The organism is Bacillus methanolicus MGA3 (assembly GCF_000724485.1).
GTDB classification, from domain to species: Bacteria; Bacillota; Bacilli; order Bacillales; family Cytobacillaceae; genus Bacillus_Z; species Bacillus_Z methanolicus_A.
In genome coordinates, this window is the sequence record NZ_CP007740.1 from 56,087 (window position 1) to 68,999 (window position 12,913).

Here is a 12,913-nt window from a genome sequence, read left to right on the forward strand (position 1 = left end):
GTGAAATCCCCTCCAAGTTTTACTTGGAGGGGATTTAATGTTACTTCACATCGTAACCTTGCTCTTCAATCGCTTCTTTGAGGTTTTCTACATTTACCTTTGTTTTATCATAATCTACATCCACAGTACCTTCTTGCAAATGTACTTCTACATTTTTTACCCCGTCTAGTTCTTTAAGAGCGTTCGTCACTGCCATTTTGCAGTGTCCACAAGTCATTCCTTGTACATGTAATGTAATTGCCATCATCAATTCCTCCTTACTTGTCTCGATTTTATATTTTCACGCGTTTCAAACGAAGAGCGTTTGTCACAACTGATACGGAACTGAATGCCATGGCGGCACCAGCAATCCAAGGCTCCAATAATCCAGAGGCGGCTACAGGAATGCATGGAGACGTGATAAAAGACAAGCAATACTTATAGTTGAATAGTCAGTATAACAGTAAAAGATGATGTGTTATAAAATGAAACAAAAAATCGATACAAATCGTGATCAAAAGTCTTTAAAGTATTTCTCCATAAAAAATTCATAATTTTATAGTATCGTTACAGAATCGAAGAGAAAAGGATGGGTCAATATGAGCGATATCAATGTATTTCTAGCATTCGGTGCGGGATTACTGTCTTTTATATCCCCTTGTTGTTTACCACTATATCCAGCTTTTTTATCTTACATTACAGGGGTATCAGTTGATGAAGTAAAGAAAGAGAATGTGATGATTCAAAAACGTGCAATGCTTCATACACTCTTTTTCTTACTTGGTTTTTCTGTTATCTTCATTGCTATTGGTTTCGGTACTTCTGTAATAGGAAAAATATTTGTTGGTTATCAAGATTTAATTAGACAAATTAGCGCCCTGTTCATTATCTTTTTCGGTCTAGTCATTTTAGGTGTATTTTCGCCTTCCTTTATGATGAAGGATAAACGGTTCGTCTTTCGCAACAAGCCCTCCGGTTATTTTGGCTCTATTTTAATTGGAATAGGTTTTGCTGCAGGATGGACTCCCTGTACAGGGCCCATTCTTGTATCAGTTATAGCGTTGGCAGCTACCAAACCAAGCGCAGCCCTTTTATACATGTTCGTCTATGTATTAGGTTTTGCCGTACCTTTTTTCATTATGTCATTTTTTATCGGCAAGCTAAATTGGATCAAGAGATATAACTCTGTCATCGTAAAAGTCGGGGGATTTCTTATGATTGTCATGGGGATTCTGCTGTTTTTTGATTGGATGACAAAAATCATTATCTTTTTTACAGGTTTGTTTGGTGGGTTCACAGGTTTTTAGGTGTTATAATCCGAAAATACCTATCCCTCCTGAGTTAACAGTAAGAAGTATTCTTGTTACTGTCTACTTAGAAGGGATCATATCCATATCCTCTAAATATAAAGAGTTAGTTTTTATTGAATATTTGAGATAAAGCGATCCATGGTTCCATAAGACATAGCACCTACATACTTATCTCTAATAATCCCGTTTTTATCGATGATATACGAAGTGGGGATTGTTATTGCACCGTATAGATTTCCAACTTTTCCATGCTCATTAAGCGCGATTTTAAATGTCAATCCTTTATTCCTCACAAAATCTTTCACCGCATCAGGATTGCTTTCGGTATACGTTAAGTTGACTGCCAAAATCTCTACATTGTTATTTTTATTGTTTTCATAGAACTTTTGCATTTCTGGAATTTCAGCTTTGCAAGGAGGACACCAAGTAGCCCAAAAATTCAATATAACCGACTTGCCACGTAAATCAGACAACTTCACTTTATTTCCTGTAATTGAAAGTAATTCAAAGTCTGGGGCAACTTCCACTTTATTAGTCCCGATTTTTCCCGAATCTAATGAAGTAGACGTTACTGCTTTAGATTCTATTTTCCCTGTTTCCTGTTGATTGCTAAGAATGGAAGCTAAGGCAAAGCTTAAAATCATAATACTTAAAGCTAGTTTATTTGTTGCATTTTTCCGTCCTTGCTCTCGTCCACAGGAGAAGCTTCTGTTTCTCTCCTCTCTAACCAATATGAAATACATATAAAGATCATAATGAGAGATCCATATAACAATACTTCTTTTGATATGAACGATGCATATACAAAATTGTTTTTAGATAGAGCTAGTTCAAATTGAATTAAATGAAACCATATAAGAAGTTGCAATAAAGTTTTTTGCGTTTTGATTCGTGATGCTGCTATAAAAAAACAAAAAGCTACTATTGCTTGCAAAATGACGGGATAATCCAGAGGATCTTCCATTACGCGTATCCAGACAAAAGTACTAAAATACCCCAAATACACAGGAATGGCTGCCCGTGTGTAAGAATCCACGGAAATATTCTGTTTTTTGATGGATAACCAAGTATAGATCACGATAAAAATAATTCCAATACCAACTCCAATATATCCCCCGTTAAAATAAAGTATAGTCATCGGATTTTGTAACACTGAATGGGGATGTAAAACGACATAGCTAAATTTCCAAATGAGTACTTCATAAATTAAACTGTTAAAAATTAAATCCATGATGTTTCTTTCTACTTTTAATATCCTAATTCCATAATAAAACATCACATAGCTAATCAATAACCCACTTATGAGTAAAAGATTTTCACCTTGGACTACAATACTACCGAATTGCAATACATATCCCTCCACAATATTACGTGATTTATTTATTGTAAATAAAAAATATGAATTTATTATGGAGAAAAACGAAAGAAGGCATGGAATAATAGGAAGTCAAGGTGAATGAGGATAAAAGAGACAATTATATAAAAAAGAAGTTGTTGACAATACGGATCAACAACTTCCTTCATCTATATGAAATGAAAAAAGGGGGGAAACAATTGTAAATCGCATTTCCTGTACACAATATAACCACTATAACTTTTTGGATAGCTGTTCAAATTCGTCCAAAGTGATCTCTCCTTTTGCTAATCGTACTTTTAATATTTCGGAGATAACTCTTCTTTATGGTTATTCAAAAAACGATATAAGAGATAAAAACCAACGCCGATTAATACAACCCAGAATAACATCATCCCAATCATCATCGCAGAACCTCCAAACATTCCCATTCTGTTTTCCTCCTTTTGCTAAATTTAGAACCAATAAGTAATGGTGTCTAATATGCCAAGTAAAACCATCATCATTCCAGCTGCTTTCTGAACGAACCTTCCTGCTTGTTTTCCTTTTTTCATTAGACTACCGCTAAATCCTAAGTACCAAAGGATAAGGATGAAGAAAATAACAGGTACAGAGGTTCCGATGGCAAAGATACTCGGTAATAGCACCCCATAAGAAGTTGAATATACGAGAGGCATGAGAGTAACAAAAAACAGTACAAACATCGTTGGACAAAAAGCTAATGAAAAGCCGAAACCCATTAAAAATGAGCCTGTCTTTCCTTTCTTTAAAAATCTCTCAGGGATTTTGAACAAGGTTACGTTCCAATACATTTTAAAAAGCCCTAACAAGTATAGGCCTACAAGAATAAGAATGGGACCTATTAGCTTTCTTAACCACGGAAAATATAATGTTAGTGTACTTTGAATCTCTTTCCCCATAAGCCAGACAATTAAACCTAAACCTGAAAACGCAATGATTTTACCAAAAATGAATAGGAGCAATTCTTTCCACGCAATCCCTTTTTGTAAGGACTGATTACTGTATAACGTGATAGCTCCTAAGTTACCGGTTATTTGACACGGGGCCATCGCTCCTACTATACCAAGAACAAAGGCTGACAAAATAGGGATAGTTGTTGTATTATGTGCAATATTTAGAAACGGTTGACTTAGAAAGTTACTTATTTGACTCAAGAATGAATACATACTTCTTATCACCTTCTTCTCTACCTAATATCTTTATTGTAGCAATGAATTTTGCAGAAATTGTGGAGTGGTATATTTTTAAGTAAGCAAAAAGACATGCACCCGCATGTCTTTTATTAAAATTTATATTTTCCCTTTCGCTGCTAGTCTTGTCCAGCTTTCACCATTATTTTTTGTCATGAAAATATCCCCATTCATGGTGGCTATAACAATTTCCTTCTCATTTGTCGGATTAGAGGCCATATACATGATATGGTCTTTTTCATCCAGCGCAGGGACAGAAAGAACTTCCTCCTGTTTTGAATCTAATGATTGTTTTATAAGTTTTGGCTTATTGTTTTCTACAGCAGCAAATAAGATTGATTTTTCTTGGAAGACAAAAGTCGTCGTATTTAGCTTTCGAGTAAACTGCTCAAAAGTATTTCCATTATCTTTTGAAACGAAAATTCCTTCAGGCGTACTAATTCCGACTATATTTTCGTCCGTTGGGTGGGCAGCAATCGTTCCTGCTGCAGTTTTCGGTAGACCGTTTAATTGGCTTTGCGACCACGTTTTGCCGTCGTCTTTACTGTAAAATAACCCTTGTCCTAGCGTTTTGTTTTCTTCTTGGTTCACGACATAAATCGTATGGCTTTTATAGCCAACTGTCATATAATGAAAATCAGATTCTTTATAAAATCCTAGATTCATCAACGTTTGTCCATTATCAAAACTTTTCACAAGTCCAAGAGGATTTCCCAAAGATGAACCTTCTTCTGGATGCCCCGATGAATAAAATCCATCGTCTGTTGCAGAAAAGCCCATATAATCATGTTTATTGGAAGTCGTTTCATACCACTTATTATTTTGGTAAACGAGAAAACCTTCATGTGTAGCAAAGTAAATCGCATTTTGGTTGCCTGCATAACCGATTCCATGTAAATGATCGATCTTTCCTTCTTTCTTTTCTTTAAAGAATTGATTATTTGTAACAGATACGTTCGATTTTGCTTGTTCCTTGCTCGTAATAAAAGATTGTTTTTTTTCATTGGATGATGAACAAGCGCTTAGAAGAAGAATAGCTGATGTAATCATAAGAGCTTTCGTCATTTTTTTCATTGATATACTCCTTTTTGTGTATGAAATAGATATAGTATATTTTATAGCAGAAATATTTGCAGAATTTATGGAGTTTGTTTCTATAATATAATATTTGTCACTCTAAATCCCTCTATGTTTTGTTGGTTTGAACATTTTGTCGATTGATTTTCTTCCAAGTAAAAAGGAAGAAAAAAACGGATAAAAATGTTAATATTACTTTCCCTTGCCATGTCCAATTCATCAATTGATAAACCGAATAGGCTTCTAAAAGTAATGCAGGTATCTTCCCTATTGAGCTAGCAATAATAAAGATAAGTAAGGAGGTTTTTCCGATCGCTGCAACAAAGGTTACAACCCCCGATGGAACAAAAGGAAGAAGCCGCAAAGATAGAACAAGAAAAAAGGCTTCTAAACCTTTTGCTTCAAGCAATCGTCTGACTTTCGGGTGAGAAAATAACTTGGATTCAGAAAGCTTCTTGAATCCTTTACGATATAAAATAAAGGAAATAATTGCTCCGATTGCTTCCCCTGCAAAAGATAATAAGGTGCCTGTCCAAAATCCGAACACAGTCAAATTGGCAGCCGTTAGAAAAATGCTTGGTACAAGTCCAAAAATACTGATCATAATATTTATAACGATACTTATGAGGTAAGCAACATTTTCATATGCATTGAGCAGTGTAATAATTTGCTCTTTCATCCTCTTCTCACCTTATGCCTCCCATTTATATCCCACCCCCCAAACGGTTTGCAGAAATTGATCGATCGGAAAACCAACTTGTCTAAGCTTTTCTCTAATATTTTTTACATGAGAATCTATGGTACGCTCTTCTGTATTTGCGCTATAGCCCCATAGTGACACGATGATTTGTTCTCTACTAAACACTCTGTTTGGATGTTTCAAAAACAGCCCTAATATAGCAAATTCTTTCGGCGTTAGAAAAATCGGTTCTTTTTGATAGTGGACTTTATGTTCGTCTTCCTCCCACACTAATCCTTGAAATTCTATTTTTGAGTGCTTTCCCACAGAACGGCGCAGCACCGCCTCTATGCGGGCAAGGAGCTCGACTTCGTCAAACGGTTTTGTAATGTAATCATCCGCCCCAATATTAAGCCCTTTGACTTTATCTAACGTTTGATCTCGTGCGGTCACCATGATAATAGGGACATCGGAAAATTCTCTAATTCGTTTACAAATTTCCCAACCATCTGGTTCCGGCATCATAATATCCAGCAAGATTAAATCCACTTTGTTATTTTCTAAGTACTGTATCGCTGCTAAACCGGACTCACACTTAACACAATGATATCCTTTCGGGGAGAGATAAAGATCAAGTAAATCTAACATTCGTTTTTCATCGTCAACCAGTAATATCTTGTACATGCTCATCCCTCCTGTAAAGTAATAATCATTTTAGTTCCTTTTCCGTAGATACTTTCCGCATAAATAGAACCTCCGTGGGCTTCAATAATTTCTTTTACTATCGCTAAGCCTAATCCTGTCCCACCGGTGGTTCTTGATCTTGATTTATCGACTCGGTATAAGCGTTCAAATATATGCGGTAAATCATCTTCAGGTATTCCTGTTCCTTCGTCTGAAATAATAATCACAATATACCCTTTCTCCACCCTTACATCAATAGAGACGGTAGTATCTTGAACAGAATACTTTAAAGCGTTGTCTAACAGATTCATCATCACTTGATCAAATCGTTTTTGATCTATATGGACGATAATGTTTTCATCACAGGAACATACAAGAGACATTTTTTTAGCCTGAAAAGCAGGATACATTTTGTCATGCAATTTTTTTAAGAAAGAACATAAGTTTGTAGGTTCTTTATGAATTTGAAATGAATGTTGATCCATCTTCGCTAATTCGAAAAGATCCTTTACTAACTTTTGCATATGCTCTGCCTCTTCATAGATTATGGACAAATATCGATTTCTCTCTTCTTCCTCAATGTTTGGTCTCCTAGCTATATCAGCATATCCTTTTACATAAGTGAGAGGGGTACGAAGTTCATGAGAAATACTTGCGAGAAATTCGTTTCTTTCTTTTTTTAAGAATTCTAAATCCCTCGCCAATGTTTGAATGGCTTTCCCTAATTCCGCCAATTCGTCCTCCCCTTTTACTTGCAAACGAACAGAAAAATCACCTTTACTCAATTTTTCAGTTGCCTGTTTCATGCGAATGAGAGGAATGGTAATGACTCTTGATAAAAAAGCAATCGTAATAATGGTTAAAAATACAGAAAGAATTCCAACCATAATGAAATGATGCTTTAACTTATAAATCATGTTTTGAATGGAATCCGTATTTTGAAACATATAGACATACCCTTTTATCTTGCCGTCAATCCGAATCGGGCTTACTGTCGAAATATGCGACTCTTTTTGCCAATTTTTTTGCACAATCATTCCATCATAGGGAATGTTTTTCTTTACGTTTTTTATTATTCTTTTAGCAAATGGCAAAATATGATCTGAAAAAAACAATATCCTCCCCTTGTCATTTGTTATAACGACGTCCGTCTCTGCTTCAGATTCCATCATTGTGACATGTGCTAAAGTAGAAGGGTCATAATTTTTTTCTAACACACGGCGGTGACTATTCCCTCTTGCTAACAGCTGCTCAAATTCCTCATTAATTCTAGAATTAACCAGAGTAACATATAATGACGCAAATAAAACCGTTTCTATTCCTAATACGAATACAAAAAATAATAGTCCTAATTTAAAAGAAATCTTTCTCACTTTTGTCCCTCACTATCAGTCCATTAACTTCTATATAGTTTAGAAAAGCTATTTTTTGATCTCTTTTCACTTTTCTGAATGACATAGTGGTATTTAAAACTAAATCGTTGAGACTTAAAACTTTAGAATAAATATCTGTATGTTCACCTAGTTTATGCCTTTGTTCGATTTATAAAGGAGAATTAATTTTATTTTATAAAATAAATTTGCAGAATTTATGGATTTCAATAATCTTATTATGGAATTGAAGTACAGCCATGCAATCCCGGTAGCGGACATGAAAAAGGGAACGTAGAGAAAAGGTTGGGGCTATACAAGGAGGGGTTCCGACAGAAAAACGCGGATTTACCACGTTAAGGACTCAGAGAAGTGAAAAACCCGATTTTCAACCACGTTAAGGGTTGTGATCGGGCTTTGATGTCTCATTGTATATTCATTCATAGTATATTTAATGGGCGCAATGAGTCTAAGGATGCTGGTTTACTTTTACTGAAAGAGTACTCACCCAAGAAATTGATGTGTTTCCAATTGAGCGGTGAAATATGGTTAAGTAACTCTTCGTCAAGATGGCCTTGTTGTTCAAGATATTTGGCAGCCTCTGTGAGATACGCTGTATTCCATACAGTAATGGCATTGAGGATAATATTTAGCTCTGTTCCTCTTTGGTATTGGTCAACCAATGAACGCTCCCGCAGTTCCTCGCGTTTTCCGAAGAAAACGGCCCTTGCTAAAGCATTCATGGCTTCTCCTTTAATTTAATCCTCTTAGGATTCTTCGTCTTAATGTTCATCGGTAAATAATCAATGAGAAAGATGGTCTTTTCGATTTGACCAATAAAACGTTATTCGCTTATATATAAGCATATTCTTATATAATTGTTAAAGATATAATGGATCTAAATGAGATGAAAGAGTCATTAACGGGGCTGCTCTATTAGCTCCATCGATTACACTTCGATACATAGGTATTAATGACGATATGGTGGAGCAGCAAAATGGCCGAAATTTTACATTTTACTTAAAACCTCTTACCTCTTTAATATTCTAAATGTTTGGGCCGCTTTTCTTGAAAATTCAAGGGAGCTGAAACGTTACTTATATTTTCGTTAAAATTGTATTTCAAACAAATTTTAAACAAATTTCAATACAAGGACGGTGATTATCCATGCCTTCCTCTTCATCTCACAGTTAACATAATCATGTCGGGCTGGAAATGTTTCCACTTGAACAAATTTTATGTTTCGATACTGATCACACCCTATAGTATCATTATGTCCAAGATTTAGAGATTAATTGCAATTGTCTTGAAGTTTTTGCGCCATAACCTAAAATAAAATGTTTTTAACGATTTCATTTGATTCCAAATTCTTTCTTCATATATTCTTCAAAGTGTTGATCAATGTATTCTTCGATAAAACGATCCCTTTTGTTAACATCTTCAATTTTACTAAACAGCCCTACCCTCTTAAGTCGTTCTGATTCAGGTTTTTGTTCCCACTGCTTTAGTGCTTCTCGTTTTAAAATCGATTCTACTCGCCTTCTAGTAATTAAATTAGAAATTTGTTGTTGTCTTCTTTTTTGAGATTCCTCTGGATCAGGTAAATGTTTCATGATGTTTTTATATTGCTCTTCTACCTGAACCATATATTGCATCATTATTTTATCGTACTCATCTTTAATTTCCTTTAGCTGTGCTCCAGCTACTTCCTCTATCCCCTTTCTCACTTCTTCTACAATCTGGCGCTTTATTATATTTAGATCAAGAACATCATTTTTCGGTTCTTCCTCTAGCGGAAACGGACGTAAATCAAAATGATTCTCCAAATCCTCAAAGATGGCATCAAGGGCCCATTTTTGCTCCCGTCTTTGTTTAATGAATAAGGCAATCTTTAGATCCAGTTGATCATAAACCTTTTCATTGTTTATTCTGTTTACATAATGAATGTGTTGTTCCTCAAGCTTTTTAAACCACCCGTCAACTGTGTTAATGTGCTTGCCTATTTTTGATGCAAAATCACTAATTTTAAAAAATTGCTCTTCCACAATACTACGCCTCCCTATCACTTATAAATTTAAGTACTAAATTTATAGTTTTGTAGTCAATATGTAGATTTAAAAGAACTTGTAGAACACAAATTCTCTAATAGATGTTAACTATGTAAAGACCACAAGATACATATAGTCTACAACATCCTTAACAGGTATAGCCGATATATGGATACCTACTCCTATGTGTGAGATACAATTCGATTCCCAATTCATTTAAATCTTTCAGAATGACTAGTTTTAGCATATAAATTCTGTAATAGTAGATGTATTATTGAACCACATATAAATCACTTAGCATATGTGAACTACATGACATATTTTATGTAAACTTTTATGTAGCATCTATGTAAATCGTATTATACATGTAAATTACAATATGGTTCTTGCTTGTAAAGCACATGTAATATTTACATGACATGTGAAGAACAAAATGTTTCTCACTTGTTACTCACAATCTACATGTATTCAACAAACCTATATTACATGACCTGATGATGTAGATTACAAATGATCAATGGATCATATGTAAATTACAATGTCATGTAAAAAATAAAATCTATCATTTTCATTTTTTCTTTATTGGCTTCGACTACCAAAAATCATATTCATCGAATGTAGAGAAGTTATGAATGATAAATTAATCCGGATACATGTGAATCATTACGGATCCATTATGTCATTTTCTGATGTAAACCCTATATAGATCATATAATACATGTAAAACACAATCTAGGATTTGTTTGAGTTGAAATTAAATATTTGTTCCAGTAATGTATTTGACAGATGAAGTGTGGATCATATATTAATTACAAGTTCACTACAATTATGCATTATTTGTAGAGTATCTGACTATATAACCAACCATTTGTGTTCTATATATAAATTGAAATACACATGTGGAAGTTAATTATTGCTGAATTCGATTTCCAGAATCAATATCCCTGTAAAAAAATCATTCAACAAAAAACCCCATCATTAGAGATGAGGTTCGTTATTATTAAGAAAAATTGTCTTGATTTATAGTTTAATCAAATTTTATTTTACATTCTTAAAAAGTAGGGGAGAAATCAATCATCATCGTCATCGTCAAAGTTTAGAAATGTTCTCTTTGCAAAATTTGAAATATTTTTAGGAGGTGTAAAAGATTGACTTGTTTTTCTTCCTTCCTTTTGTTCGATTCTTGTGGATCCCAAATCAATAGGTTTTAAAGGATCTTGTACAAATTGATAAAGCATTTGTCCAATTAATGCTCGAGTATTCGGATGTCTCAGCCATTCTTTTTGCTCTTTCGTAAAGCCTTTTGGAAGAGGAATCGTTAATATATCCTCATCCGTTGTTTTCAATACTTGTTGGGAAATGGCTTGTACAAATATAGGTGCGATCTCGCTGCTAAATTTCCGTCCAAGCTTTTGCTTTCGTTCTGTAAGATAATCACTAACGTGTTTTGGTGTATCACTCGGTAAACGGAAAGATATTGTTTTACCTGGACCGAATTGTTCCATTATCATCACTCAGCCGTGGCAGCAGCTTCAATTCCTTTGCTATTACAGTACATCAATAAGATCTTGAAATATGCTCGAGCAATCATCCAAATGCTGTCTTCCTTTGACACAAAGCGTAGAGGATAATTTTTATCCTGTTGGTTCAGTTCTGTCAAATATGGACGGAGAATAAGCGAGCCGCCACCAATCTGATAGGACAGGCGAATCTCTGGAACGTTATGCCACATATTCTTAATTAATTTATATTCTTCTTTAGCTAGTATTCCAAGTTCTTCATCCACTATATCTTTAATAGAAACACGATTTCCTTCCACCCAAATATGATATTGTTCCTCCGGATTTTCATTTGTAATAATTTCTACAAGAGCTCTCCGGCTTTTAATGTTGTATTTATATTTTGTGTAGACTTTCCGAATAATATTGTCTAGATATGTAGAAACACCTTTTTTAATACCATCACTATATTCATTATCAACTTCAGATTCACTTGTGATAATGGCAGAATCAGTGGATAGACCACCAATATCATTAATTAAGATTGTTTTGCCAAACAGTTCTTCATTTTTCGTTGAACCATCGTTATTTGTAGTGAGATCAATATAGGCAGCATAACCTTCCGTGTTCACAAGTACTTGCTCAAATTTAATGTGAACAGTTTTCCCTTGAAGATTAGGAGTTTGTAAGAATTTGACCTCATGCTGTGCAGTTTTTAGTTTTTTTCGGAAATTTTTCGTTTTTCCTCTTTTTGTTTCATCTAGTGGTAAACCAGTAGATAAAAGATATGTAGCTTCTATCACGCCATCTTTTTCAGGAAAATGTTTTACTGCATCATAAGCAAGTGTCGTTAATAACAAAATAACAGGTTGGTCACTTTCAGATTTATCTACATCTGGCGTTAGCTCATCGTTATTTGGGTATTTGGCAGCAAGTTTTCCAACCGCATAATAACCATGTTTTTGTTTTAATGCTGATGAAGTAATCTCTACATGTAGAGCACTTAATGGATCTTTCTCCATTTCAATAATGTCTCGATTTTTTACTTCTGCGATTACATTGGGAATATAAATAGAATTCTCTAAGTTTCCTAGATATGCTTTGACCGCATCATTTCCAATATCAATAGCAGCTAATCTTAGATCCATGGAAAATCTCTCCTTAATTAAAATGGTTAATTTTTCTTCTCACCCCAATTGTATGCTTTTTGTATGCAAAAGTCAATCTAAATTTTGATTCGCATGCAAATTGCATGCAAATAAAAACCCCGAAAATTCGGGGTTTACTCCAAATTGAAACTAGTGTATAGTTTTAATTAAAAGAAGAAGTACTAGCAAATATTGCCCATATTTTATAGATTAGTTAAAAAATTGACAAACAAAAAAAGACAAAAAAAAAGACAAAAAAATAAATGATCGTGCGCCAACACGATCATTTAAAAAATATCAAGCTAGCCCTCTCTCGGTCGCCAAACCAACTAGCTTGAAAACGCCAGATCATGTTGCGCCAACAACATGATCAAAAATCCCAATATTATTATTATAGCCATTTCATGGCTTAATAATAACATATATTTTTTGGGATGTGCAAGGTTTTTCTTGTAAAAATATAGCTTTTTCGGCGTTTTCAGTGCAGATAGACCGGGGGCAAGAGTTGGCTTGCTAACGGTCTTTTTTGTTTGTCCTGGAAAGGGGAACAAAAC

Annotated in this window: 13 protein-coding genes and 2 pseudogenes; 1 reads left to right on the top strand and 14 read right to left on the bottom strand. The window is 34.4% G+C overall.

Features of this window, described 5'->3' with window-relative positions:
• Positions 1–40 precede the first annotated feature (40 nt).
• Positions 41–244, bottom strand: coding sequence for a copper chaperone CopZ (gene copZ / locus BMMGA3_RS16495; protein WP_003349935.1), 204 nt, complete (start codon positions 242–244; stop codon positions 41–43).
• 28 nt (positions 245–272) lie between these two features.
• A pseudogene (locus tag BMMGA3_RS18870) lies at positions 273–386 on the bottom strand (hypothetical protein); the annotation flags it as partial.
• A 192-nt stretch (positions 387–578) separates the two neighbouring features.
• Between BMMGA3_RS18870 and BMMGA3_RS16500 the strand changes: the two are divergent.
• Positions 579–1,286, top strand: coding sequence for a cytochrome c biogenesis protein CcdA (locus BMMGA3_RS16500; RefSeq protein WP_003349934.1), 708 nt, complete (start codon positions 579–581; stop codon positions 1,284–1,286).
• 113 nt (positions 1,287–1,399) lie between these two features.
• Here the strand turns inward: BMMGA3_RS16500 and BMMGA3_RS18590 are convergent, their stop codons facing one another.
• The 12 genes and pseudogenes from BMMGA3_RS18590 to BMMGA3_RS16560 form a co-directional block, all read right to left on the bottom strand.
• Complete coding sequence (locus tag BMMGA3_RS18590; RefSeq protein ID WP_003349933.1) at positions 1,400–1,933, bottom strand: peroxiredoxin family protein; 534 nt, start codon at positions 1,931–1,933, stop codon at positions 1,400–1,402.
• A gap of 11 nt (positions 1,934–1,944) precedes the next feature.
• Positions 1,945–2,637 (bottom strand): hypothetical protein, encoded by a 693-nt coding sequence (locus tag BMMGA3_RS18595; protein WP_003349932.1) that lies wholly within the window; start codon positions 2,635–2,637, stop codon positions 1,945–1,947.
• A 305-nt stretch (positions 2,638–2,942) separates the two neighbouring features.
• Entirely contained in the window at positions 2,943–3,074 is a 132-nt protein-coding gene (locus BMMGA3_RS16515) for an SHOCT domain-containing protein (RefSeq protein WP_003349931.1), read from the bottom strand.
• Between the two features lie 24 nt (positions 3,075–3,098).
• On the bottom strand, positions 3,099–3,830 hold the full coding sequence (locus BMMGA3_RS16520) for an urease accessory protein UreH domain-containing protein (protein ID WP_003349930.1): 732 nt from the start codon (positions 3,828–3,830) through the stop codon (positions 3,099–3,101).
• A 123-nt stretch (positions 3,831–3,953) separates the two neighbouring features.
• Positions 3,954–4,928 (bottom strand): F510_1955 family glycosylhydrolase, encoded by a 975-nt coding sequence (locus tag BMMGA3_RS16525; protein ID WP_003349929.1) that lies wholly within the window; start codon positions 4,926–4,928, stop codon positions 3,954–3,956.
• 112 nt (positions 4,929–5,040) lie between these two features.
• Complete coding sequence (locus tag BMMGA3_RS16530; protein WP_003349928.1) at positions 5,041–5,610, bottom strand: TVP38/TMEM64 family protein; 570 nt, start codon at positions 5,608–5,610, stop codon at positions 5,041–5,043.
• Between the two features lie 12 nt (positions 5,611–5,622).
• Positions 5,623–6,294, bottom strand: coding sequence for a response regulator transcription factor (locus BMMGA3_RS16535; RefSeq protein WP_003349927.1), 672 nt, complete (start codon positions 6,292–6,294; stop codon positions 5,623–5,625).
• Positions 6,295–6,296: 2 nt separating this feature from the next.
• Positions 6,297–7,667: a sensor histidine kinase gene (locus BMMGA3_RS16540; RefSeq protein WP_003349926.1), complete on the bottom strand. Its 1,371-nt coding sequence runs from the start codon at positions 7,665–7,667 to the stop codon at positions 6,297–6,299.
• Positions 7,668–8,104: 437 nt separating this feature from the next.
• Positions 8,105–8,508, bottom strand: a pseudogene (locus tag BMMGA3_RS16545) (Tn3 family transposase); the annotation flags it as partial.
• A gap of 508 nt (positions 8,509–9,016) precedes the next feature.
• Positions 9,017–9,709 (bottom strand): hypothetical protein, encoded by a 693-nt coding sequence (locus BMMGA3_RS16550; RefSeq protein WP_003349922.1) that lies wholly within the window; start codon positions 9,707–9,709, stop codon positions 9,017–9,019.
• 1,073 nt (positions 9,710–10,782) lie between these two features.
• A complete protein-coding gene (locus BMMGA3_RS16555) occupies positions 10,783–11,217 on the bottom strand; it encodes a hypothetical protein (RefSeq protein WP_155815663.1) in 435 nt (144 codons plus the stop codon).
• A gap of 5 nt (positions 11,218–11,222) precedes the next feature.
• Positions 11,223–12,359: a ParM/StbA family protein gene (locus BMMGA3_RS16560; RefSeq protein ID WP_003349919.1), complete on the bottom strand. Its 1,137-nt coding sequence runs from the start codon at positions 12,357–12,359 to the stop codon at positions 11,223–11,225.
• Positions 12,360–12,913 lie beyond the last annotated feature (554 nt).